Origin of the sequence: Nocardioides sp. (assembly GCF_964229035.1) — a bacterium.
GTDB lineage: Bacteria > Actinomycetota > Actinomycetes > Propionibacteriales > Nocardioidaceae > Nocardioides.
This window is the reverse complement of sequence record NZ_CAXRAZ010000004.1, coordinates 44,903-68,547: the sequence shown is the minus strand read 5'-3', so window position 1 is coordinate 68,547 and position 23,645 is coordinate 44,903. Positions and strand designations below refer to the sequence as shown.

23 protein-coding genes are annotated in these 23,645 nt (G+C 71.6%); 2 read left to right on the top strand and 21 right to left on the bottom strand.

Annotated elements, in window-relative coordinates:
* Positions 1 to 112: 112 nt before the first annotated feature.
* Positions 113 to 1,354: a DUF349 domain-containing protein gene (locus ACERUN_RS02020; protein ID WP_370287964.1), complete on the top strand. Its 1,242-nt coding sequence runs from the start codon at positions 113 to 115 to the stop codon at positions 1,352 to 1,354.
* 101 nt (positions 1,355 to 1,455) lie between these two features.
* Here the strand turns inward: ACERUN_RS02020 and ACERUN_RS02015 are convergent, their stop codons facing one another.
* From ACERUN_RS02015 to thrS, 20 genes are all read right to left on the bottom strand, one after another.
* The gene (locus ACERUN_RS02015) at positions 1,456 to 2,418 is read right to left on the bottom strand and encodes a type IV toxin-antitoxin system AbiEi family antitoxin domain-containing protein (protein ID WP_370287963.1); all 963 of its coding nucleotides are present in this window, start codon (positions 2,416 to 2,418) and stop codon (positions 1,456 to 1,458) included.
* A gap of 191 nt (positions 2,419 to 2,609) precedes the next feature.
* Positions 2,610 to 4,844 carry a bifunctional (p)ppGpp synthetase/guanosine-3',5'-bis(diphosphate) 3'-pyrophosphohydrolase gene (locus tag ACERUN_RS02010; RefSeq protein ID WP_370288046.1) on the bottom strand — a complete coding sequence of 745 codons (2,235 nt, stop codon included), beginning with the start codon at positions 4,842 to 4,844 and terminating at the stop codon, positions 2,610 to 2,612.
* 259 nt (positions 4,845 to 5,103) lie between these two features.
* Positions 5,104 to 5,661: an adenine phosphoribosyltransferase gene (locus ACERUN_RS02005; protein WP_370287962.1), complete on the bottom strand. Its 558-nt coding sequence runs from the start codon at positions 5,659 to 5,661 to the stop codon at positions 5,104 to 5,106.
* Complete coding sequence (secF, locus tag ACERUN_RS02000; RefSeq protein WP_370287961.1) at positions 5,662 to 6,927, bottom strand: protein translocase subunit SecF; 1,266 nt, start codon at positions 6,925 to 6,927, stop codon at positions 5,662 to 5,664. It lies immediately after the preceding gene.
* Positions 6,927 to 8,735, bottom strand: a complete 1,809-nt coding sequence (secD, locus tag ACERUN_RS01995) for a protein translocase subunit SecD (RefSeq protein ID WP_370287960.1) — start codon at positions 8,733 to 8,735, stop codon at positions 6,927 to 6,929. The genes secF and secD overlap by 1 nt, the downstream gene beginning before the upstream one ends.
* A gap of 1 nt (position 8,736) precedes the next feature.
* Positions 8,737 to 9,096, bottom strand: a complete 360-nt coding sequence (gene yajC / locus ACERUN_RS01990; protein WP_370287959.1) for a preprotein translocase subunit YajC — start codon at positions 9,094 to 9,096, stop codon at positions 8,737 to 8,739.
* A 140-nt stretch (positions 9,097 to 9,236) separates the two neighbouring features.
* A complete protein-coding gene (gene ruvB, locus ACERUN_RS01985; protein WP_370287958.1) occupies positions 9,237 to 10,337 on the bottom strand; it encodes a Holliday junction branch migration DNA helicase RuvB in 1,101 nt (366 codons plus the stop codon).
* Positions 10,338 to 10,348: 11 nt separating this feature from the next.
* Entirely contained in the window at positions 10,349 to 10,945 is a 597-nt protein-coding gene (gene ruvA, locus ACERUN_RS01980) for a Holliday junction branch migration protein RuvA (protein WP_370287957.1), read from the bottom strand.
* Positions 10,942 to 11,529 carry a crossover junction endodeoxyribonuclease RuvC gene (gene ruvC / locus ACERUN_RS01975; RefSeq protein WP_370288045.1) on the bottom strand — a complete coding sequence of 196 codons (588 nt, stop codon included), beginning with the start codon at positions 11,527 to 11,529 and terminating at the stop codon, positions 10,942 to 10,944. The genes ruvA and ruvC overlap by 4 nt, the downstream gene beginning before the upstream one ends.
* A gap of 100 nt (positions 11,530 to 11,629) precedes the next feature.
* On the bottom strand, positions 11,630 to 12,397 hold the full coding sequence (locus tag ACERUN_RS01970; protein WP_370287956.1) for a YebC/PmpR family DNA-binding transcriptional regulator: 768 nt from the start codon (positions 12,395 to 12,397) through the stop codon (positions 11,630 to 11,632).
* Between the two features lie 52 nt (positions 12,398 to 12,449).
* A complete protein-coding gene (pdxT, locus tag ACERUN_RS01965) occupies positions 12,450 to 13,025 on the bottom strand; it encodes a pyridoxal 5'-phosphate synthase glutaminase subunit PdxT (protein WP_370287954.1) in 576 nt (191 codons plus the stop codon).
* A gap of 9 nt (positions 13,026 to 13,034) precedes the next feature.
* The gene (locus tag ACERUN_RS01960; RefSeq protein WP_370287952.1) at positions 13,035 to 14,012 is read right to left on the bottom strand and encodes a S26 family signal peptidase; all 978 of its coding nucleotides are present in this window, start codon (positions 14,010 to 14,012) and stop codon (positions 13,035 to 13,037) included.
* Positions 14,009 to 15,394, bottom strand: a complete 1,386-nt coding sequence (locus ACERUN_RS01955) for a hypothetical protein (RefSeq protein WP_370287951.1) — start codon at positions 15,392 to 15,394, stop codon at positions 14,009 to 14,011. The genes ACERUN_RS01960 and ACERUN_RS01955 overlap by 4 nt, the downstream gene beginning before the upstream one ends.
* Positions 15,395 to 15,398: 4 nt before the next feature.
* Complete coding sequence (locus ACERUN_RS01950) at positions 15,399 to 16,151, bottom strand: hypothetical protein (protein WP_370287949.1); 753 nt, start codon at positions 16,149 to 16,151, stop codon at positions 15,399 to 15,401.
* A gap of 126 nt (positions 16,152 to 16,277) precedes the next feature.
* Positions 16,278 to 17,171 carry a pyridoxal 5'-phosphate synthase lyase subunit PdxS gene (pdxS, locus tag ACERUN_RS01945; RefSeq protein ID WP_370287948.1) on the bottom strand — a complete coding sequence of 298 codons (894 nt, stop codon included), beginning with the start codon at positions 17,169 to 17,171 and terminating at the stop codon, positions 16,278 to 16,280.
* Positions 17,172 to 17,202: 31 nt separating this feature from the next.
* The gene (pgsA, locus tag ACERUN_RS01940) at positions 17,203 to 17,859 is read right to left on the bottom strand and encodes a phosphatidylinositol phosphate synthase (protein WP_370287946.1); all 657 of its coding nucleotides are present in this window, start codon (positions 17,857 to 17,859) and stop codon (positions 17,203 to 17,205) included.
* A gap of 11 nt (positions 17,860 to 17,870) precedes the next feature.
* Positions 17,871 to 18,437, bottom strand: coding sequence for an HIT domain-containing protein (locus ACERUN_RS01935; protein WP_370287943.1), 567 nt, complete (start codon positions 18,435 to 18,437; stop codon positions 17,871 to 17,873).
* Positions 18,434 to 19,195 carry a TetR/AcrR family transcriptional regulator gene (locus ACERUN_RS01930; RefSeq protein ID WP_370287941.1) on the bottom strand — a complete coding sequence of 254 codons (762 nt, stop codon included), beginning with the start codon at positions 19,193 to 19,195 and terminating at the stop codon, positions 18,434 to 18,436. Before ACERUN_RS01930 ends, ACERUN_RS01935 begins: the two co-directional genes overlap by 4 nt.
* A gap of 41 nt (positions 19,196 to 19,236) precedes the next feature.
* Positions 19,237 to 20,271, bottom strand: coding sequence for a hypothetical protein (locus ACERUN_RS01925; protein WP_370287938.1), 1,035 nt, complete (start codon positions 20,269 to 20,271; stop codon positions 19,237 to 19,239).
* Positions 20,272 to 20,274: 3 nt separating this feature from the next.
* Positions 20,275 to 22,257, bottom strand: a complete 1,983-nt coding sequence (thrS, locus tag ACERUN_RS01920) for a threonine--tRNA ligase (RefSeq protein WP_370287933.1) — start codon at positions 22,255 to 22,257, stop codon at positions 20,275 to 20,277.
* Positions 22,258 to 22,389: 132 nt separating this feature from the next.
* Here thrS and ACERUN_RS01915 point away from each other — a divergent pair, with 132 nt between their 5' ends.
* Positions 22,390 to 22,944 (top strand): Dps family protein, encoded by a 555-nt coding sequence (locus ACERUN_RS01915; RefSeq protein ID WP_370287929.1) that lies wholly within the window; start codon positions 22,390 to 22,392, stop codon positions 22,942 to 22,944.
* A 92-nt stretch (positions 22,945 to 23,036) separates the two neighbouring features.
* Here ACERUN_RS01915 and ACERUN_RS01910 read toward each other — a convergent pair whose 3' ends face one another.
* Positions 23,037 to 23,600: a TOPRIM nucleotidyl transferase/hydrolase domain-containing protein gene (locus ACERUN_RS01910; RefSeq protein ID WP_370287925.1), complete on the bottom strand. Its 564-nt coding sequence runs from the start codon at positions 23,598 to 23,600 to the stop codon at positions 23,037 to 23,039.
* Between the last annotated feature and the right edge of the window lie 45 nt (positions 23,601 to 23,645).

Below are 23,645 nucleotides of genomic sequence, written 5' to 3'. Positions count from 1 at the left end.
TCCCGCGCACCGCCCAGTCGGGCGTGGCCGACGGACCGTGGCAGGAGCGAGGTAGCGCGCGTTCGTGGCGGCCTCGAGGACCGCGAGGACCCTGCCTCTACCATTGGTTTCCGTGACTACCTCCGACTGGGGCCGCGTCGGCGACGACGGCACCGTCTATGTGAAGACAGCCGACGGCGAGCGTGCGGTCGGGCAGATGCCCGATGCCAGCGCGGAGGAGGCGCTGGCGTTCTACACCAAGCGCTTCGACAACCTCGCCCTCGAGGTCGACCTGCTCTACAAGCGGGTCCAGAGCGGTGTGCTGTCACCGGAGGAGGCCGCCTCGTCGGTCAAGCTCGTGCGCGACCAGCTGGTCGACGTCAACGCCGTGGGCGACCTCGCCTCGCTCACCCGCCGCCTCGACGAGCTCGGCCCCGTCATCGCCACGCAGCGCGAGGCCCGCAAGCTCGCCCGCGCCGCCCGCAGCGCCGAGGCGCGCGAGAAGAAGGAGGCGCTGGCCGACGAGGCCGAGCGCATCGCCGCCGGCCGCGACTGGCGCAACGGCGCCAACCGGCTCCGCGAGCTCCTGGAGGAGTGGAAGCAGCTCCCCCGCATCGACAAGGCCGCCGACGACGCGCTGTGGAAGCGCTTCTCCTCGGCCCGATCCGCCTACACCAAGGCCCGCAAGGCGCACTTCGCCGAGCAGGACGAGCGCCGTGAGAGCGCACGGGTGATCAAGGAACGTCTCGTGGCCGAGGCCGAGTCGCTGTCGTCGTCCACCGACTGGGGGGCCACGGCCGGCCGCTACCGCGACCTCATGCGCGACTGGAAGGCCGCCGGGCCCGCTCCCCGCACCGTCGACGACGCGCTCTGGCAGCGCTTCCGCGGCGCGCAGGACGTCTTCTTCGGAGCGCGCGACGCCGCCAACGCAGCGCTCGACACCGAGTTCGCCGCCAACGCCGAGGTCAAGGAGAAGCTGATCGTCGAGGCCGAGGCGATCCTCGGCCCGCTCGCCGAGAACGGCGACGTCGCCGCCGCCAAGGCCGCCTTCCGCCTCGTCGCCGACAAGTGGGACGAGGCCGGCAAGGTCCCCCGCGACCGCATCCGCGATCTCGAGGGCCGCATGCGCGCCGTCGAGCAGGCGATCCGCAAGGCCGAGGACGACCAGTGGCGTCGCTCCGACCCGGAGAAGTCCGCCCGCGCCGACGACATGATCTCCAAGCTCGAGGCCGCCATCACCGAGGCCGAGGCCAAACTGGAGGCCGCCCGTGCGCGCGGTGACGAGAAGAAGGTCCGCGACCTGGAGGAGAACCTCGAGGGCCGCCGCTCCTTCCTCGAGATGGCCCGCCGCGCCTCCGCCGACTTCTCCAGCTGAGGCTCGCGCGGAGTGCAGGAATCGCCGGTCGACCGGCGGTTCCTGCACTTGGCGCACGTTGCAACACGTGCCAAGTGACAGGAACGCGTGCCAAGTGACGGTCAAGAGGCTGCGGCAGACGGTCGCGCGCCGCTGTCGATGAACGCGCGGATCCGGGCGGCCAGCCGCACGGGGTCACCGAGGTCCGCCCAGGTGATCCGCATGCAACGCCATCCGGTGAGTTCGCGGACCATGTCCTCACGAGCCTTCTCACGCAGGACGGCGTCCGCCGGCGTCTCGCCCGGCCGAAGATGAGCGGTGTACTTGGCTCGCCCGTCGAACTCGAACCAGACGCCGAGCTCGGGAATCGCGAAGTCGAGCAGAGCGAGGAAGCCCGCCCCATCGGAAACCTCGAACTGCGGTATCGGGCGCGGGAGCGACTGGGAGTAGAACACGTACGAGAGCCGGCTCTCTCCGACGGAGGCGATGCGGCCGTCGGCCAAGCCCAGCAGAACATGGACCCGCAGCGTCCCTGGCCATCGCTCCATGTCGTCATTCGCACGGGCGCTGAGCTGCTCCAGCGTTGTCTGGCCCGCGTGCAGGAAGTGGTTGACGACCGTGAGAGCGGCCTCGGTCGACGACACCGTGGCGCACTCGAGCGCAGCGCGCGTCGGCGTGGTGGCAAGGACGCCGTGGACATCGGTGACGTCCGTGTCGAGGAGGATCCCTCGATGCTGCCGGACGCCGCGCTCGCGTCGTCCACTGCGCGCGTCGGGTCGTGTCACATGCACCTCGGAGAGATCGTGGCCGAAGAGGGGCGCCCCGAGGAAGGGGAGCGCTGACACATGGCTGAGCACCGTGTCGGCGTTGGCCTGACGTTGAACGGCCCGCGCGCGGATGGCGTACTTCTCGTCGGCCGTCATGTCGCGCCACGCGCCTGCATCGACGTAGGCGCCACGACGCGGTCGTGCCAGGTGGCCCGACTTCAGCGCTCGAGCGATGGCACGGTCGTCGTAGCCAGCCTCGATGAGTTCGCGCCGTAGCGCTATGGCGAGTAGCCGAGGGTCGTCCGAGCGGATCTGCATAGAACTCGGGATTCCCGGTGAGGGCAACCTCGAATCGCCGAGACCGTGGCCTGTGGAAAGCCATCACGTCGCGAAGGACTAAGCCCTCGGCGATGGCGCCACCTGGCACGCGTTTCTTGCACTTGGCACGCGTTGCAACACGTGCCAAGTGCAGGAACCGCCGGTCGACCGGCGATTCCTGCGCCCCGCCGTCAGTGCGTGACGCGGTAGGCGTCGAAGACGCCGGGCACGCTGCGCACCGCCTTGAGCACAGTGTCGAGGTGCTTCGCGTCGGCCATCTCGAACGAGAACCGCGACTTCGCCACGCGATCGCGGGTGGTGGTGAGGTTGGCCGACAGGATGTTCACGTGGGCGTCCGAGAGCACCATGGTGATGTCGGAGAGCAGGCGTGAACGGTCCAGCGCCTCGACCTGGATGTTGACCAGGAAGGTCGACTGCCCGGTGGGCGCCCACTCGACGTCCACGAGCTTCTCGGGCTGGGCGAGCAGGCTCTCGGCGTTGGTGCAGTCGCGCCGGTGCACGGACACTCCCCCACCCTTGGTCACGAATCCGAGGACGGCGTCCGGCGGCACGGGCGTGCAGCACTTGGCGAGCTTCACCCACACGTCGGGGGCACCGGTGACGACGACGCCGGCGTCGCCGCCGGGGGTCGGGCGCCCACCGCGGCGCGGGCGACCGGTGATCGTGACGGCCTCGGCGAGGTCCTCCTGCGCCCCCTGGTCGCCGCCGTGCAGCTCGATGACCTTGCGGACCACCGACTGCGCGCCCAGGTTGCCCTCGCCGACCGCCGCGTAGAGGGCGGAGACGTCGGCGAGGCGGAAGGCGGTGGCCACGATCGTGAGCGAGTCGTGGCTGAGCAGGCGCTTGAGGGGCAGGCCCTCCTTGCGCATCAGCTTGGCGATCTCGTCCTTGCCGCGCTCGATGGCCTCCTCGCGCCGCTCCTTCGTGAACCACTGACGGATCTTGGAGCGCGCGCGCTGGGACTTGACGAAGTTCAGCCAGTCGCGCGAGGGACCTGCCCCCTCGGCCTTCGAGGTGAACACCTCGATGACGTCGCCGTTCTCGAGAGTCGACTCCAGAGGCACGAGGCGACCGTTCACGCGGGCGCCGATGGTGCGGTTGCCGACCTCGGTGTGCACGGCGTAGGCGAAGTCGACGGGTGTGGAGCCGGACGGCAGCGCGATGACGTCGCCGCGCGGAGTGAAGACGTAGGTCTCGGTCTGGTTGATCTCGAAGCGCAGCGACTCGAGGAACTCGCCCGGGTCCTCGACCTCGCTCTGCCAGTCGAGCAGCTGGCGGACCCAGGTCATGTCGTCGAGGTCGCCGCGCCGTTCGGTGTCGTTGCCGGTGCGCCCGTCCTCCTTGTACTTCCAGTGGGCGGCGACGCCGTACTCCGCGCGACGGTGCATGCCGAAGGTGCGGATCTGCATCTCCACCGGCTTGCCCTGGGGGCCGATGACGGTGGTGTGCAGCGACTGGTACATGTTGAACTTCGGCATCGCGACGTAGTCCTTGAACCGGCCGAGCACGGGGTTCCATCGCGAGTGCAGCACTCCGAGGACGCCGTAGCAGTCGCGGTCCTCCTCGACGAGGATGCGGATGCCGACGAGGTCGTAGATGTCGGAGAAGTCGCGGCCGCCGACGATCATCTTCTGGTAGATCGAGTAGTAGTGCTTCGGCCGCCCGGTCACCGTGGCGCGGATCTTGGCCTCGCGCAGGTCCTTCTCGACCTGGCTGATCACCTCGGCCAGGAAGGAGTCGCGCGACGGCGCCCGCTCGGCCACCAGCCGCACGATCTCGTCGTAGATCTTGGGGTGGAGGGTGGCGAAGGCCAGATCCTCGAGCTCCCACTTGATCGTGTTCATGCCCAGGCGGTGGGCCAGCGGCGCGTAGATGTCGAGTGTCTCGCGGGCGATGCGCTCCTGGCTGCGCTGCGGCACGAAGCGCAGGGTGCGCATGTTGTGCAGCCGGTCGGCGAGCTTGATGACGAGCACCCGGATGTCGCGCGACATCGCGACGATCATCTTGCGGATCGTCTCGGCCTTGGCGTTGTCGCCGTAGACGACCTTGTCGAGCTTCGTGACGCCGTCGACGAGCTGGGCCACCTCGTCGCCGAAGTCGCGGCGACACTCCTCCAGCGTGTACGGGGTGTCCTCGACCGTGTCGTGCAGGAGCGCGGCGACCAAGGTGGCCTCGGTCATGCCGATGCCCGCGAGGATCGTGGTGACGGCCAGCGGGTGGGTGATGTAGAGGTCGCCGCTCTTGCGCTTCTGCTCGCCGTGCAGACGCTCGGCGGTGAGGTAGGCGCGCTCGAGCAGCGCGAGGTCGGCCTTGGGGTGGCTGGCACGCACGGAGCGGAACAGCGGCTCCAGCACCGGGTTCGCCGGCTGGCTGCGCGACCCGACGCGGGCGAGACGAGCGCGCATGCTGCGGCCGGTGTTGCGGTCTCCCCCGGTGGACGACGCATCGCCCGCTGCCGGCGCGGCTCCGCGCGCCCCCGGCGCCTGGACGACGGCGGGTTCAGGCGCAGCCGCCACGCGTGGTCCGCCTGGGGTGCTGCTCCGCTCCTCCGTCACACCACCAGTCTAGTGCGCGACCTGACCGCCGGTTCGCGCCCTCTCGACGCACCATCCGCGCCCTCTCGACGCACCATCCTCGCCCTCTCGGCGGAGAGGGAGGTGGGGGTCAGAGGACCTGGAGGGAGGTGAGAGGGAGGTCGCCGATCGTGGCGCGACCGGGAAGGAAGGAGAGCTCCATCAGCACCGCGAGGCCGATCGGCTCGGCGCCGCAGCGGCGGACGAGCTCGGCGGTGGCGGCGGCCGTGCCGCCGGTGGCGAGCACGTCGTCGATCAGGAGCACCCGGTCACCCGGGGCCAGGGCGTCGCGGTGCAGCTCGAGCTCGGCCTCGCCGTACTCGAGTGCGTAGGCCACGTTGTGCACCTCGTGCGGCAGCTTGCCGGCCTTGCGCACCGGCACGAAGCCGACGCCCAGCGCCAGCGCCACGGGGGCGGCGAGGATGAAGCCGCGCGCCTCCATGCCGAGCACCTTGTCGACCGCCGGCGCACCCGAGGCGTCGCGGCCGGCCGAGGCGAGCGCCTCGACCACGGCCGCGAAACCGGCGTGGTCGGCCAGCAGCGGGGTGATGTCCTTGAACACCACTCCCGGCTCGGGGAAGTCGGGGATGTCGCGGACCAGCCGGCCCAGCGCGTCCGCCGCCTCAGCGAGCACGGAGTCGGCGTCCACCTACTTCTTGCCCCGCTTCGAGCGCGCCTGGCGCACCGGCTGGCTGCGGCCGTTGCCGCGGTCCGCCGTCGGGCGGGTGGCGGTGGGAGCGGTGCGACCGCGACCCATCGCACCGGCCGAGGGGCGGGTGACGGGGCCGGCCGCGCCGAGCGGCTCGTCGTCGTCCTCGCGCAGCTCGTAGGGGATCTCCTCGTCGCCGTCGAGCACCGCGGCGCCGCGACGGGTCGGTGCGGCCTCCTCGACTCCGCTCGGCACCGAGGCGTAGCGGTCGGCGAGGGCACGCTGCTTGGCCTTGGCGCGCTTGGCCTGCAGCTGGACGTCGGACTCCTGCATCTTCAGCTGCACGAGCACACGCGGGGCGAGCATCACCGAGGAGTACACGCCCACACCCATGCCGACGAACTGCGCGAGCGCGAGGTCCTGCAGCGAGCTGGCGCCGAGCTGGGTGCTGCTGACCAGCAGGATCGCGCCGATGGGCAGCAGCGCCACGATGGCGGTGTTGATCGAGCGCACCAGGGTCTGGTTGACCGCGAGGTTCGCCGCGTCGGCGTAGCTCTGGGTGTTCTTGCGCAGCTGGGTGGTGTTCTCCTTGATCTTGTCGAACACCACGACCGTGTCGTAGAGCGAGAAGCCGAGGATCGCGAGCAGACCGGTGACGGCCGCCGGCGTCACCTGGAAGCCAGACAGGGCGTAGACGCCGACGGTGAGCATCACGTCGTGGATCAGCGCGATGAGCGCGGCCACCGACATGCGCCACTCGCGGAAGTAGGCCCAGATGAAGAGCACGACGAGCACGAGGAAGATGAGGACGCCGATGATCGCCCGCTTGGCGATCTCCTGCCCCCAGCTCGGGCCGATGTCGGTGATCGAGATGTCGCCGGCCTGGACCTGGGCGAACTCGCCCTGGATCACGTCCTGGATCTGCTGGCGCTCACCCTGGGTGAGGTTCTCCACGACGACCGTGAGGTTGCGGTTGCCCTCAGTGGTGACCGTCGGGCTGCTGGCGTTCTCGATGTTCGCCTCGCGGATCGTGGCGCCGAGCTTGTCGGCGTTGTCCTGCGTGGCATTGCCGGCGCCGACGCTCACGTTCAGCGAGGTGCCGCCCACGAACTCCACGCCCATGTTGAGCGGCCTGACGAAGAGCATCAGCACCGCGAGACCGACCAGCACGCCGGAGACGAGGTACCACCGCAGCGGGTGGCCGACGAAATCGATCGACTTGCGACCCTGGTAGAGATCGTTGCCGAGCCGCGACATCTTGCCCATCAGGCCTTACCTCCGGCGGTCACGGGGCGCGCGGCGGGTGCGTCCATGCCGAGCGTCTCCTTGCTGAGGCCCGACAAGCGGTGCCCCGAGTTGAAGAACTTGAACTGGGCCAGCCACGACACGGCGGGCTTGGTGAACCAGAAGAGCACAGCGAGGTCGATGAGCGTCGTGAGTCCGAGCGCGAAGCCGAAGCCCTTCACCGCGCCGGTGGCGAAGATGTAGAGCACGGCGGCGGAGAGCAGCTGAACCGTGTTGGCCGCGACGCGGGTGACGCGGGCTCGCGCCCAGCCGGTCTCGACGGCGACCCGCATCGACTTGCCCTCGCGCATCTCATCGCGGATGCGCTCGAAGAAGATGATGAAGGAGTCGGCCGTGACACCGACGGCGATGATGAGGCCCGCGATGCCGGGCAACGTGAGCGTGAAGCCGGCGGTCTCGCTGAGCAGCAGCACCAGCGCGTAGGTGATCGCAGCTGCCACGAACAGCGAGCTGACCACGACCATGCCGAGGCCGCGGTAGTAGAGCAGGCAGGCGATCATCACCGCGAGCAGGCCGATCGCACCGGCGGCGAGGCCCGCCTGCAACTGGTTGCCGGCGAGCGAGGGGCCGATCTCCTCGACCGAGGTGTTCTTGTCGTCGAACTTGATGGGCAGGGCACCGAACTTGAGGCTGTTGGCCAGGTCGATCGCCTGCGTCTCGCTGAAGTCGCCGGTGATGCTCGACCGACCGTCGGTGATGGTCGCCGTGAAGCGCGGGTAGGAGATCACCACGCCGTCGAGCACGATGGCGAACTGGCGATCGGAGCCGGAGAACGCTCGGGAGACCGTCTCGAAGTCGGTGGCCGCGCCGGGAGTTCCCCGGGGAGAGGCCTTCGCCTTGCTGTCGCCCATGTCGATCGTCACCTGCCAGCCGACGCCCTGGTCGTTGGGACGAGCCGAGGCTCCGTCCAGCTCGGTGCCCTCGATGATCGCGCGGCTCATGAGGAACTTGTAGGCCGAGTTCTGCCGGTCGGGGGTCGAGCAGGCGACCAACGGCTTGTTGGGGTTGTCATCGATCGCGGCGGGCTGACCGTCGGCGGCGTTGAGCAGCTCGCCCGTCGGGCTGCAGGTGTACTTGGCGAACTCCGCGACCGACTCGGCATCGGGCGCGGCCGACCACGTGATCGCCTCATCGGCGCTGAAGTAGTTCGAGGACGACGGTCCCTCCGCCGGAGCGGAGCTGCTCGACGACGGCGACGCGGTGTCGGACGCTGCCCCGGACGGGTCGCTCGAGCTCGCCGACGCCGCACCGGAGGGCGTGGCGGCCGGGGTCGGCGCGGGCGCCGTCCCGGTCTGGGAGAGGTCGAGACCCGGCCGGTTCAATCCACCGGGGGCGGCACCGCCCGGCGCGACCCCACCGGGCAGCGCGCCGCCGGGGGCCTGCTGCGCGCAGGGTCCGGGGGCGACGTCGGAGCACGCGACGAGCCGGAAGCGCAGCTGGGCGGTCCGCTTGACCGTCTCCTCGAGCTGGTCGCGATCGGTCTTGTCGCCGGGAACCTCGACGATGATGTTCCTGTTGCCCTGCGTGGTGACGGCCGCCTCGGCGATACCGGAGCCGTTGACACGCTGGTCGATGATGCGGCGGGCCTCCTCGAGGTTCTCCGAGGACGGCGAGTCGGCTGCGGTCAAGATGATGCGGGTGCCGCCCTGCAGATCGAGGCCGAGGGTGGGCTTCCAGCTGCCGGCGAGGCCGACCAGGCCGAAGAGCACGCCGATGCCCAGGAAGAAGACGACGAGGTTGCGTCCCGGGCGGGGACGTCGGGCTGCCATGTCAGCGCTCCTCGGAAGGATCGTGGGTGGGTTCGGGGCCGCGGTCGTCGGCCTTCGCGAACGGGTCGGTGGTGCCGTCGGCACCGGGCTCGTCGAGCGCGTCGTCGCGGCGGATCGATGACACCGCTCCGCGCACCACGCTGATGACGACGCCGGGGGCGATCTCGAGGCGCAGGAAGTCGCCGTCTGCCTCGACGATGGTGCCGAGCACGCCGGAGGTGAGCATCACGTCGTCACCGACGGCGAGAGCGGCTTGGAGGGCCTGGACCTCCTTCTGCCGACGGGCCGCAGGGCGGATGATCAGAAGCCAGAACACCACCGCGATCGCAGCGATGAACAGCCAGGAAGTGAGACCTTCCACCGACAAACCCCTCAACACGTCCGGTCCGCGGCGCAGGACTGCGCCGACCGAGCGGCAAGTCTAATCACGGCCGTCGCCAAGGCTGGCAACGGCGGTGGCCGCTGCGAGGGGTAACGAACCGGCGCGGCGCGGAGTTCGCCTCAGGCCTGGTCGAAAAGCGTCGGGGGTGCGGGGTCGACCGCCGTCTCCTGCGCAGGCGGGGCGCTGAGGCCGAGGTGGGCCCACGCGGCTGGGGTGGCGACGCGGCCGCGCGGGGTGCGCGCGAGGAAGCCGTTGCGCACCAGGAAGGGCTCGGCGACCTCCTCGACGGTCTCGCGCTCCTCCCCCACCGCGACGGCGAGCGTCGAGACGCCCACGGGGCCGCCGCCGAAGCGCCGGCACAGGACGTCGAGCACGGCCCGGTCGAGACGGTCGAGGCCGAGGCCGTCGACCTCGTAGAGGTCGAGCGCGGCCTGCGCGACCCCGCGCGTGACCAGGCCGTCGGCGCGCACCTGGGCGTAGTCGCGCACGCGGCGCAGGAGCCGGTTGGCGATGCGCGGCGTGCCTCGGGAGCGGCCCGCGATCTCGGCGGATCCCTCGGGCGTGAGCTCGACACCGAGCAGGCCGGCAGAGCGGTGCACGATGCGGTCGAGCTCCTCGGGCTCGTAGAACTCGAGGTGCGCGGTGAAGCCGAAGCGGTCGCGCAGCGGGCCGGGCAGCAGGCCGGCGCGGGTGGTGGCGCCGACGAGGGTGAAGGGCGGGATCTCGAGCGGGATGGCGGTGGCTCCCGGCCCCTTGCCGATGACGACGTCGACCCGGAAGTCCTCCATGGCCAGGTAGAGCATCTCCTCGGCCGGGCGCGACATCCGGTGGATCTCGTCGACGAAGAGCACCTCGCCCTCGTTGAGCCCCGACAAGATGGCGGCCAGATCGCCGGCGTGGGTGATCGCAGGGCCCGAGGTGAGCCGCAGCGGTGCGGTCATCTCGTGGGCGATGATCATGGCCAGCGTGGTCTTGCCGAGTCCCGGCGGTCCGCTCAGCAGCACGTGGTCGGGTGTGCGCCCGCGCTGACGCGCCGCTTCGAGCACGAGACCGAGCTGGTCGCGCACTCGCGCCTGCCCGACGACCTCGTCGAGGCTGCGCGGGCGCAGAGCCGCCTCGACGGCCCGCTCGTCGCCGTCGGCCTCCGCCGCTGTGAGCGAGCGCAGGTGGGCCTCCTCGGCGGCGGTGAGCTCGCCGAGCTCGTCCTCGTGGAAGGGCACGCCCGATCCTCTCAGGCCTTCGACAGCGAGCGGAGCGCCGCACGCAGCAGCGCACCGACATCGGGGCTGGCGCCCGCCTGGTCGGCGACGGCGTCGAGCGCCTTCTCGGCATCGCGGGTGTTGTACCCGAGTCCGACGAGGCCCTGGTGAACCTGGTCGCGCCACGCGGCGGCCGGTGTCGGTGCGCCGGGCAGGGCCGTACCGGTGGGGGCGCCGATGCGGTCCTTGAGCTCGAGAATGATGCGTTGCGCGCCCTTCTGCCCGATGCCGGGCACCTTGGTGAGCGTCTTGACGTCGTCGGAGGCGATCGCGGTGCGCACGCCGTCGGGCGAGAGGACGGCGACGATCGCCTGGGCGAGCTTCGGGCCGACGCCGGAGGCGGTCTGCACGAGCTCGAAGAGCACCTTCTCGTCCTCGTCGGCGAAGCCGTAGAGGGTGAGGGAGTCCTCGCGCACGATCATCGAGGTCGGCAGCGTGGCAGTGTGGCCGGGGCGCAGCGTGGCCAGCGTGGCCGGGGTGCACATGAGCTCGAGACCCACTCCCCCGACCTCGACGACGGCGCTGGACAGGCTGACGGCGGCCACCTGGCCGCGGACGAAGGCGATCATCGGGCTCCTCCGGGAGTGCGGTCGGGAGTGCGGTCGGGAGTGCGGTCGGGGGTACGGGCGGGCGCGCGGGACGGCGTGCGACGTGAGGCGGCCGCGAGGGCGGCGTCGATCCGCGCCTGGCTGCCGCCGCGCCAGATGTGGGTGATCGCGAGCGCCAGGGCGTCGGCGGCGTCCGCGGGCTTCGGCGGGGCGTCGAGCCGCAGGATGCGGGTGACCATGGCGCCCACCTGGGCCTTGTCGGCGCGACCGTTGCCCGACACCGCGGCCTTGACCTCGCTCGGCGTGTGCAGGGCCACCGGCAGCCCGCGACGGGCCGCGCACACCATGGCGATCCCGGCCGCCTGGGCGGTGCCCATGATCGTGGAGACGTCGGAGCGGGCGAAGATCCGCTCGATCGCCACGGCGTCGGGGCGGTGCTCGTCGATCCACGCGTCGACGCCGCGCTCGATCGTGACGAGACGCTCCGGCACCGCGAGGTGGGAAGAGGTGCGCACGACACCGACGTCGACGAGGCTCACCGGGCGACCGAGGGAGCCCTCGACCACGCCGAGGCCGCACCGGGTCAAGCCCGGGTCGATGCCCAACACCCGCACAGCACGCCTCCGCTCATCGAACACCTGTTCGGAGGAACCGTATCCCGCGCGCACCGCCCAGCCGTCGGCGACACGCGCGGGCCGCGCCGACTCAGGCGTCGATGGCCTCGAGGACCTCGTCCGGGATGTCGGCGTTGACGAAGACGTTCTGCACGTCGTCGCAGTCGTCGACCGCGTCGACGAGGCGGAAGACCTTGCCGGCGGCCTCGGGGTCGGCGACGGGGATGTCGAGGGAGGCGACGAACTGCACCTCGGCGGAGTCATAGTCGATGCCGGCCTCCTGCAGCGCGGTGCGCACCGCGACCACGTCGGTGGCCTCGGACTGCACCTCGAAGCTCTCCCCGAGGTCCTTGACCTCCTCGGCACCGGCGTCGAGCGTGGCCTCGAGGACGTCGTCCTCGGCGATCTCGCGCCCCTCCTGCTGCTTCGGGACGACGACCACGCCCTTGCGGTCGAAGAGTCGCGAGACCGAGCCGGGGTCGGCCATGGTGCCGCCGTTGCGGGTGACCGCGGTGCGCACCTCCATGGCGGCACGGTTGCGGTTGTCGGTGAGGCACTCCACCAGCAGCGCGACGCCCTGGGGGCCGTAGACCTCGTACATGATGGTCTCGTAGTCGACGCCGCCGCCCTCGAGGCCGCCGCCGCGCTTGACCGCGGAGTCGATGTTCTTGTTGGGCACCGACTGCTTCTTGGCCTTCTGGATGGCGTCGAAGAGGGTGGGGTTGCCGGCAGGGTCGGGGCCGCCCATCTTGGCGGCGATCTCGATGTTCTTGATCAGCTTCGCGAAGAGCTTGCCCCGCTTGGCGTCGATCGCGGCCTTCTTGTGCTTCGTGGTCGCCCACTTGGAGTGGCCGGACATGAGGACTCCTTACCCTGCGTCTGCTTACCCTGCGCTGCGTCAGCGCTCGAGTCTAGTGGCCCACCAGATCGAGGAAGATCCGGTGCACCCGTCCGTCGCCGTCGACCTCGGGATGGAAGGACGTCGCGAGCAGGTGGCCCTGCCGTACGGCCACGGGGTGCCCCTCGGCGGCGGCGAGCACCTCGACCTCCGGGCCGGTCTCCTCCACCCAGGGCGCGCGGATGAACACCGCGTGCACGGGCTCGTCGAGACCGACGAAGTCGAGGTGCGCCTCGAAGGAGTCGACCTGGCGACCGAAGGCGTTGCGGCGCACGGTGACGTCGAGACCGCCGATCGTCTCCTGGTCGGCCGTCCCGCCCTCGATGCGGTCGGCGAGCAGGATCATGCCGGCGCAGGTGCCGAAGGTCGGCATGCCGCCGCGCACCCGCTCGCGGAGCGGGTCGAGCAGCTCGAAGGCGCGGGCGAGCTTGACCATCGTCGTCGACTCCCCACCCGGCAGCACGAGGCCGTCGCACCTCGCCAGCTCGGCGGGACGCCGCACCGCGAACGCCTCGACCCCCAGCGCCTCGAGGGTGTGCAGGTGTTCGCGAACGTCGCCCTGCAGGGCGAAGACTCCGATGGCGGGCACGCGGCGAGGCTAGCGGGCGGCCTCCAGCGCCCGCTCCGGGGCGTGGACGACGGACGCCGGGGCCGGGCTGGCCGACGGGATCGAGGTCGCGGCGGGGAGGCGGCGAGCGGCGCGGTGAGCGCGGCGTCGACCGCGGGCGGCGAGCGCGCGTCGTCCGCGCTGGCGGGCGAGCGCGATGAGGCCGGGCAGCAGGCAGCTGGCGGCGACGAGCATCCAGACCCACCAGGCGACCGCCTGGCGCACCTGCAGGGGCACCCGGCCTCCGGAGTCGCCGACGAGGCGCACGGTGCCCACCTCCCCCGCGTGGACGACGGTCGATCGGCCCGGCGCGAACGCCCCGGGATCGGTGGGGTCGGGGGCGCCGACGCGCACCGGCAGCAGACCGGTGCCGACGAAGGAGACCTCCGAGCCGCCCGGCACGTCGCGCTGCCCGATCCGTTCGACGCCCACGAGCGGGCGGTGGACCACGACGGCCGTCGCCGCGACACCGGCCGCCAGCACCAGGGCCGCCGCACGGCGCCGCCGCAGCGGCAGCAGCCGGGTGAGGGCCAGCGTGAGCAGGCCCCCCGGGATCAGCACGGGCGCGCACACCACGAGCCAACCGACGCCGCGCCAGGTCATCCGCACCTCGCCGACGATGTCCTCGGGGGCGACGACCCACGGGTCGGGCGAGGTCAGGTCACCCCGGGTGCGCAGCCCGGCGGCGGTGCGCTCGACGACGCGGTGGGTGTAGACGCCCTCGCGACTCCCCGGGGCGCGGAAGGTGATGACGTCCCCGGGCTCGAGGCGGTCGTAGTCGCTCGGTACGACCCACAGCAGCGAGCCGACCGGGGCCGCGGTGCCCATCGAGGGCGAGTCGACGTGCAGCCAGCGCCCACCGTGCACCCACCACATCGCGAGCGCCACGAGCGTGATCACCGCAGCCTCCAGCACCAGCCTGCGCAGCCGCTGTGCGCGCCGAGGCGTCGACGCGGTCGGACCGTTCATCCCAGCACCACCCCCGCGGGCCAGTCGAAGCGCAGCGCCCAGCTGCTGCCGGTGAGCTGGAGCCGGTGGGCCAGCACCACCACGAGCTCGAGGCCGGTGACGTCGGTGTCGTAGCCCGAGGCGATGCGGGCGTACCCGGTGCTCAGCGTCTGCGACGAACCGCTGCCCGATGCCGCCGCCGGCGTCACCGGTCGCCATCCGACGCCGGCGAGCTGGTCGAGCGGGGTCAGCGCGAAGGCCGCGGTGCCGCCGAGGGTCCAGCTCAACCGCACCTGCGAGCAGGCGAGCCCGTTGCCCCCCAGGTAGGGCAGCGTGCCGGTGTAGGTGGACGTCACCGCGTCGCCGAGCATCCACAGATGCTGGGCACCGGCGAGCAGCGAGCTGTACGAGGACGCCGACGAGGAGGCCGCGAGGGCCGCGACGCTGGCCGCCGAGAGCGTGGTGAGGATGCGGAAGACACCGGAGATCCGACCGGTGAAGTAGGCGACGGGGCTGCCGCTGAGACCGTTGGTGTCGGTCCACCCGACGTGCCACCAGGAGTCGCTGCTCGTGCCGACGAGCAGCACGCCGTCGTTCTGCACGTCGGCGACCGCGCCGTCGACGTACAGCACCATGTCGGTCGTGAGCGACTTGCGCGCCACGGTGAGCGTCACCTGGTGCCACGCTCCGTCGCGGTAGTCGCGACCGCTGGGCGAGGCCAGGGAGAAGATGACGGGGATGACCAGGATCGGCGCACCGTCGAGACGCGCGCGGACGCGACCGTTCGGGTCGAGGAAGATCGAGGGGTTGGCGCCGAGGGTGGTCGTGTCCACCGGACTCGCGTTGAGCGAGAGCAGTCCCCCGCCGCTCGACCCCGCGGCCGCGCGGAACCACAGGCCGATCGAGTAGGACGCCCCGGCCACGATGCCCGTGGTCGTCGGGACGACGTCGGTGGCGTACTGCGTGCTGCCGTCGAAGGCCGCGGCGACCGTGCCACCCCAGGGTCCGGTGACGTTGCGGGTCACGCGGTTGCGGGGCAGCAGCGGGTCCGAGGGCGTGGTGCTGTTGGCGAAGCGGGCCGGCGCGCAGGAGACCACCTGGCCCTGCTGGGTGTAGCCGACTCCCCCGCCGGTGCTGTTGGTGAAGGTGTCGGCCACGCTCTGCGTGCTCCCCGAGGAGGCGGCGGTCGTCAGCAGCGAGCCGGTGCAGGAGGCGTCGGCCGGTCCGGACCCCGAGCAGGTGCCGCCCGGCCACGAGTGGCTGGCGACGAGCCGGGAGGTCGCGGCGGAGTTCGCGGCGTCGACGACGCCGGCCGTCGTCCACGCGGCTCGGGTGCCGGTGGCGGTCAGCAGCGGCAGGACCGCCCCGATGCCGGCCAACGCGAGGAGCACGCGGCGGCCCACGACCTCACACCCCGAGCGTCCAGGTGAGCGGCTGGCTCACGGTGATGTTCTGGCTGGCGATCACGGCACCCGCGCTGAGGGCCACGGTGAAGCGGCAGGTCCACTGCGCGGCGGCGTTGAGCTCGGACCCGGTGGCGGTGTGGGTGCGCGTTGCGGTGGGCGGAGCGGCGGCCGCGTAGGCGAGGTCGCTCCAGGCGGTGCCGGCGCTGTAGGTGGCCCCCGGCGAGCACGACACGGCGACGGTGAGCTCGCCTGCGGTGCACAGGTTGGTGGCCGCGGGGGTGCCGCTGCCGGCGACCGGGCTCTGCGTGCACGTGCCGGGTGCGAGGGCGAAGGTGCTGCCGTTGGCCGATCCGATGTTGGTGAAGGTCACGTCGACGGTGCGGGAGGCACCCGGCAGCAGGGTCGTGGTCGTGCCGCCGTACTTGTTGATGGTCGTGCACGTGGCGGTGTTGCTGGTCTGGTCGCTCGAGCGGCAGGTGGTGGAGCCGTCGGTCTCGGCGAGGATCACCGCCTTGGCGGTGGCCACGGTGTTCGTGTCGTTGCCGATGATCGCCGACGTCCAAGCACCGAGCGTGCCCGAGACCCCGAGCACGAGGACGACGGCCGCCACCGCGCCGGCGACGAGCAGACCACCGGCGCCGGACTCGCGCTCCGCGGCATGGCGCGGCCCACGCGGCACGTCGTCGCCGTGCGCGAGGCGCGCACGCCCCGACGGCGCGGCGTGCCGTCCTCGGGGCGCGGTTCGTGTGCTCACGAAGGGCCGATCGGTCGCCGTTGTGGGGACCTGAGCCCTCGGGCCGCTGTTCCTCATCGCGACGGCGGCCGCCCCCGGGAGGGGACGGCCGCCGTCGTGTGGTTCAGCGCTCGCGTGAGCGGCGGTTCACCAACCGCGCTCGGCGAGCCGGTGCGGCTGCGGGATCTCGTCGACGTTGATGCCGACCATCGCCTCGCCGAGACCGCGCGAGACCTTGGCGATCACGTCGGGGTCGTCGTGGAAGGTGGTGGCCTTCACGATCGCCTCGGCCCGCTGCGCCGGGTTGCCCGACTTGAAGATGCCCGAGCCGACGAAGACGCCGTCGGCACCCAGCTGCATCATCATCGCGGCGTCGGCCGGGGTCGCGATGCCGCCCGCGGTGAAGAGGACGACGGGCAGCTTGCCGGTGCGGGCGACCTCGGCGACGAGCTCGTAGGGCGCCTGCAGCTCCTTGGCCGCCACGTACACCTCGTCCTCGGCGAGCGAGGAGAGGCGACGGATCTCCTTGCGGATGGTGCGCATGTGGCCCACCGCGTTCGAGACGTCGCCGGTGCCGGCCTCGCCCTTGGAGCGGATCATCGCCGCGCCCTCGGTGATGCGCCGCAGCGCCTCACCCAGGTTGGTGGCACCGCACACGAACGGGACGGTGAACTCCCACTTGTCGATGTGGTTCTCGTAGTCGGCCGGGGTCAGCACCTCGGACTCGTCGATGTAGTCGACGCCGAGGGACTGCAGGACCTTGGCCTCGGTGAAGTGGCCGATGCGGGCCTTGGCCATCACCGGGATCGAGACGGCCTCGATGATGCCGTCGATCATGTCGGGGTCGCTCATGCGCGACACGCCGCCCTGCGCGCGGATGTCGGCCGGCACGCGCTCGAGGGCCATGACGGCCACGGCGCCGGCGTCCTCGGCGATCTTCGCCTGCTCGGGGGTGACGACGTCCATGATCACGCCGCCCTTGAGCATCTCCGCCATGCCGCGCTTGACGCGGGTGGTGCCCTGCTCCTGCTGCTCGCTCATACCCAGAATGGTAGAGCGTCGGCACCAGCGATCAGGCCGCAGGCCCCGGCGCCGGACTGCCTCCCGCGCCGGCCTCGGCGTCGAGGGCCAGCGCCTGGCGCCGCACCTTCAGCACCCGGAAGATCACGGTGTAGGTGCTGGCGAAGGCGAGCACCCAGAGCGTGAGGTACATCAGGAAGTAGAAGTCGAACAGGTCGGCGAGGCCGGTCATCACGAGGATCGCCACGAGCCGGTCGGCCCGCTCGGCGATGCCGCCCTTGGCGTCCATCCCGAGGGACTCCGCGCGGGCGCGTGCGTAGGAGGTGACCGAGCCCATGACCAGGCACCACAGCGTCACGTACAGGTAGACCCTGCTGTCGCCGGGGCCGGCGAAGTAGAGCACGAGACCGCCGAAGATGGCGCCGTCGCCGATGCGGTCGAGGGTGGAGTCCCAGAAGGCTCCGAACGCCGACACGCGTCCGGTCTCGCGGGCCATCCGGCCGTCGATGAGATCGCTGAAGACGAAGGCCGTGATCACCAGCACGCCGACGAGCAGCTCGCCGCGCGGGAAGAACGCCAAGGCACCGACGCTCACCCCGAGGGTGCCGACGAAGGTGACGGCGTCAGGGCTGATGCCGAGACGGATGAAGAGCTGGACGAACGGTCGCAGGACCACGCCCGCCCAGAACTCCTTGAAGCGATCCAACACGGGGCGAGAACCTATCCCACCCCGGGGACGGCGGCCCGCTGCGCCTCGTCCCACGCCTCGACGAGCAGGTCGCGGGTGTCCTCCAGCAGCTGGGGCAGCGTCTTGGTGCCCGCCACCACGGTCATGAAGTTCGCATCGCCCGACCAGCGCGGCACCACGTGCTGGTGCAGGTGCCCCGAGAGCGATCCGCCGGCCGGCCCACCCAGGTTGAGGCCCACGTTGAAGGCGTGCGGCTGCGAGATCGCCCGCAGGGCGCGCAGCGCCTCCTGGGTGAGGCTCATCAGCTCGGCGCTCTCCTCGGGCGTCAGCGCGTCCAGGTCGGCGACGTGGCGGTACGGCAGCACCATGAGGTGCCCGGAGTTGTAGGGGTAGAGGTTGAGCACCGCGTAGGCGGCACTCCCCCGCCGCACGACCAGGGCGTCGTCGGCGGACGTCGCCGGGTCGGCGGTGATCCGGCAGAACGGGCACTCCGGCAGGTCGGGGTCGCGCTCGGGGGCGGCCTCACCGCCGGTGACGTACGACATCCGGTGCGGCGTCCACAACCGCTCGAGCGCGTCCGGACGACGGGGGGTGCTCACGCGGTCTCCTCCAGGTCGAGTGCCTCGGGGGCGGGCGTGCCCAGGGCGACGAGCACCTCGGTGAGGGGCAGGCGGGGCAGGTCGAGCCCGCGCCGGCGCGCCATGCCGTCGACCTGGCTCCACGTCGACGCTGCCAGCACGCTCGCCAGCACCTGGGCGGAGGGCTCGCGCACCTCGCGCTCGAGCCAGCGGCGCACGGCGGCGAACACCGCGCCGAGCAGGCCGAAGATCCAGGGGTCCATCACGGCGCGGTCGTCGTCCTCGAGCTGGACGCCGATCGCCCGCAGCACGCCGGTCATGAGCGACTCGATGCTCGCCGCCAGTTGGGCGATGGCCTCGCCGAGAGGGCTGGCCCCCCACCCCGCAGGGTCGCGGTCGACGAAGCGGTAGAGCGTGGGGTGCTCGACGGCCCAGGTGACGAAGGCGTCGATGAGGCGGTGGATGATCTCCTCGGGCGTGCCGTCGGGTGCCAGACCCGGCACGAGGCGGGTCGCGATCTCCTCGCAGATGTGCTGCTGCACGGCGCGGTCGAGATCCGCCCGGTCGCCGAAGTGCCGGTAGATCACGGTGCGGCTGACGCCGGCGGCCTCGGCGACCGCCTGCAGCTGCAGCTCCTCGCCCGGGGCCTGGCGCTCGATGACGTCGACCGCAGCCATCACGATCGCGAGGCGTCGCCCCTGGTTGTGCGCGCGCCAGCGCACGCGACGGCCGTCGGCGACCGCGCCGGCGGAGGCTGCAGGGGGAGCGGCGGGGGTCATGGCGTCCACCCTCTCATCCCTCGCGGGCTCATCGCCGGGGCTCACTTGAAGCGGTGGAAGTAGCGACCCAGGTCGGCCGCGATGCCCGGGCAGGTGAGGTTGCGGTCGCGCTGCTGCTCGACCCACTGCCCCATGACGGCCCGCCCGCCCTGGATCGACCAGTCGTCGCCGCAGCGGCGGCGCGCCTCCTCGCGGGAGGTCTGCCCGGCCGCGCGCCACTCCGGCACCCCGCCGAGTCGCAGGCCCCCGACGACCCGCCGGTAGAGCGCGGGCGTCGAGTAGACGCCGATGTCGAAGCCGGCGTCCACGTAGCCGCGGGCGACGCCCTCGATCACGGCGGCGTTGGCCCGCAGGTCGCTCGACCACTCGAACAGCGGCACCGGCTCGATGTCGATCCAAACGATGGGGCTCACCAGGCCCACCCGGCCCATGGTCGCGATGTTGAAGCGGGCCTGCTGGTAGCCCACGTTGCGCAGCCGGTCGAGGCGATCGGTGGCGTCGTAGGGACCGTCGCCGCCGAACTCCTCCAGCTGCGCGGCACTCGGGAAGCTCGACACCGAGTAGGCGGCCACCAGCACCTGGTTGGTCTTCGCCCACTGCACCTGGTCGGCCAGGCACGGGTTGGGGGTGAAGCCGGGGCCGTTGGTGAGTCCGAGGACGACGTACTCGGCGTCGGGCAGCGGGTAGGGCAGACCCTTGCCCTGCTTCTGCGGGATGCCGGTGCCGACGGGGCACTGCGGCCAGCTCATGTCGCCCCCGAGCACCTCGCCGTCGCGGGGTGCGATGTCGGAGGTCGGCCCGCCGCTCGCGCGGGCGAGGTCCTCGGCGGCCTTCGCCAGGTCGCTGGCTCCGGCGCCGGGGTCGCCGGCGTCGCCACCCGGTCGGGCACCGGCGCTGGTGGGCGCGCTGCTCGCCGCACCCGAGGACGGCGGCCGCGCGGGCGGCTGCGCCGACCCGCCGTCGTCGTCGCTCGCGGAGCAGCCGGCCAGCCCGCCCGCGACGGTGAGCAGGGCGAGGCTCGCCAGGACGACGCGGCGCGGCCGCGTTCGCCCCGGACCCCGTCGCACCGCACCCACGACTCAGACCTGCTCGCGCGCCTCGACGGCGGCCACGACGCGCTCGATCGCCTCGGCGATCGGGACGCCGTTGTCCTGGCGGCCGTCGCGGTAGCGGAAGCTGACGGCGCCCGCCTCGACGTCCTCACCGCCGGCGATCAGCATGAACGGGACCTTCTGCAACTGCGCGTTGCGGATCTTCTTCTGCATGCGGTCGTCGGAGTCGTCGACCTCGATGCGGATGCCCCGCGTGCGCAGCTGGCGGGCGACGTCGTGGAGGTAGTCGCTGAAGGCGTCGGCCACCGGGATCGCCTGCACCTGCACGGGGGCCAGCCACGGAGGGAAGGCGCCCGCGTAGTGCTCGACGAGCACGCCGAGGAAGCGCTCGATGGAGCCGAACTTGGCCGAGTGGATCATCACCGGCTGCTGCTTGGTGCCGTCGGAGGAGGTGTACTCCAGCCCGAAGCGGGCGGGCTGGTTGAAGTCGTACTGCACCGTGCCCATCTGCCAGGTGCGACCGATGGCGTCCTTGGCCTGCACCGAGATCTTCGGCCCGTAGAAGGCGGCACCGCCCGGGTCGGGCACGAGCTCGAGCCCGGTGTCGGCGGCGACGTCCTCGAGGACCTTGGTGGCCACGGCCCAGTCGTCGTCGGAGCCGACGAACTTGTCCTTCTTGGCGTCGTCGCGGGTGGAGAGCTCGAGGTAGAAGTCGTCGAGCCCGAAGTCGCGCAGGACGCTAAGCATGAAGTTCAGCAGGTGCTTGACCTCGGCCGGCGCCTGCTCGGGGGTGCAGTAGGAGTGCGAGTCGTCCTGCGCGAAGCCGCGCACGCGGGTCAGGCCGTGGATGACGCCGGACTTCTCGTAACGGTAGACGCTGCCGAACTCGAACAGCCGCAGCGGCAGCTCGCGGTAGGAGCGCCCGCGGCTGCTGAAGATGAGGTTGTGCATTGGGCAGTTCATCGCCTTCAGCTGGTAGTTCGCGCCCTCGAACTCCATCGGCGGGAACATGGTGTCGGCGTAGTAGGGCAGGTGGCCGGACGTGTGGAACAGGCCGTCCTTGGTGATGTGCGGGGTGCCGACGTAGGAGAAGCCCTCCTCGATGTGGCGGCGGCGGACGTAGTCCTCCATCTCCCGCTTGATCACACCGCCCTTCGGGTGGAAGACCGGCAGGCCGGAGCCGATCTCGTCGGGGAAGCTGAACAGGTCGAGCTCGCGCCCCAGCTTGCGGTGGTCGCGGCGCTCGGCCTCCTCGATGCGGTGGAGGTGCTCGTCGAGGGCCTCCTTGGTGGGCCAGGCGGTGCCGTAGACGCGCTGCAGCTGCTTGTTCTTCTCGTCACCGCGCCAGTAGGCGGCCGCCGAGCGCATCAGTTTGAAGGCCGGGATGCGCTTGGTGGTCGGCAGGTGCGGGCCGCGGCAGAGGTCCTTCCAGGCCACCTCGCCCTTGCGGTTGACGTTGTCGTAGATCGTCAGCTCGCCGGCACCGACCTCGGCCGATGCACCCTCAGCGGCGTCGGCCGCCGAGCCCTTGAGGCCGATCAGCTCGACCTTGTAGGGCTCCTCGGCGAGCTCGACGAGCGCGTCGGCGTCGGTGGTGACGCGGCGCTCGAAGCGCTGGTTCTCCTTGATGATCTTGCGCATCGCCGTCTCGAGCTTGACGAGATCCTCGGGCACGAACGGCGTGGGCACGTCGAAGTCGTAGTAGAAGCCGTCGGTGATCGGGGGCCCGATGCCGAGCTTGGCCTCGGGGAAGAGCTGCTGCACGGCCTGGGCGAGCACGTGCGCGGTCGAGTGGCGCAGGATGTCGAGACCGTCGGGGCTGTCGATCGCCACGGCCTCGACGTCGTCGCCGTCGGCGAGCTCGTAGGAGAGGTCCTTCAGCGCGCCGCCGACGCGGGCGGCCACGACGTCGGCGTCGTCGCGGAACAGCTCCCAGGCCTTGGTCCCGGTGGTGACCGTCGTCTCCTGACGCGCCTCGGCGGAGGTGACGACGACCTTGATCTCGGACACGGGATGCTCCCTCGGCACAGCGGCGTACGACGTGGACGACGACCGGCCGGTCGCCGCGGCGATCGTACCGAGGCCGCGACCCGAAACTCGAAGGGATGCGGTGAACCGCGCCGAAGTGGTTACCGCCTCTGCATGGCCAAGAACCCGACCCTCCACTACACGACTCCCGGTCTCGAGCCTGCCGACGCCCAGCGCGTCGTCCAGCTGCTGCAGGACCGCCTCTTCGCCGCCAACGACCTGCACCTGACGCTCAAGCACGTGCACTGGAACGTCGTCGGCCCCCACTTCATCGCCGTCCACGAGATGATCGACCCGCAGGTCGAGACCGTGCGCGGCTTCGCCGACGACCTCGCCGAGCGCATCGCCACCCTGGGCGGCTCGCCGCAGGGCACCCCGGGCTCGCTCGTCGAGAACCGCAGCTGGGACGACTACTCGATCGGCCGCGCCGGCACCCAGGAGCACCTCGGTGCGCTCGACGTCGTCTACCAGGGCGTGATCACCTCCTACCGCGAGGGCATCAAGGAGCTCGACGAGCTCGACCTGGTCACCCAGGACATGTTCATCGCGCAGACCGAGCAGCTCGAGCTGTTCCACTGGTTCGTGCGCGCCCACCTCGAGGACAAGGGCGGCAATCTCGCCACCGCCGAGGCCTCCAGCGAGCAGGAGGCGGCCAAGGCCGCCAGCTGATCGACGGCGACCCGATCATCTGATCGGTCACGAGAGGCTCCCCGCCACTGGCGGGGAGCCTTTCGTGCGCTCGGACCGGTGCGCGAAGGCGGTCACATCCGCTGGAGCAGCAGCTCCAGCGGGCGCGGCAGCCGGTCGAGCGGCACGGCCTCGCTCAGCAGCGCCGCGTAGCGCGCCTTGTGGCCCGAGCGCCCGGCGATGAACCGGCGCATCTGCTCGGCCTGCGGCAGGCGGCTCAGTGCCGGCTGTGCCTGGAGCCGTCGGAAGGAGGCCGACGCCCGCTGCTCCTCCAGCACCTCCAGGACGCCGCGCTCCCCCACCGCCGCGATCAGCTCGGCCTCGAGGTCGGGCTCGCAGGCGAAGAACCCGAGCTGCTCCAGCCGCCCCCGGTCGTGCACGGCGCCCAACCCCGCCTGCTCGATCGCGCGGGCGAAGAAGTGCTCCTCGGCCTCGTCGTAGAGCCCGCACACGCCCAGCCCGCGCCGTCCCGCGAGCGCGGCGCGCAGGAAGCGACCGATCGTCGCCGCGCCACCCAGCTCGACGACCTCGACGCCCTCGGCCGCCAGGTCGCGGCCGAGCCGCCGCGCCAGCGTGTGGACGGCGATCCGGTCGCTCGCGCCCTCGACGGCGACGAGGCGGCGGTGCGCGGGGTCCACACGCTCCATCGTGCCGCCCGGGAGAAGCGAACAGCCCCCGCCAGC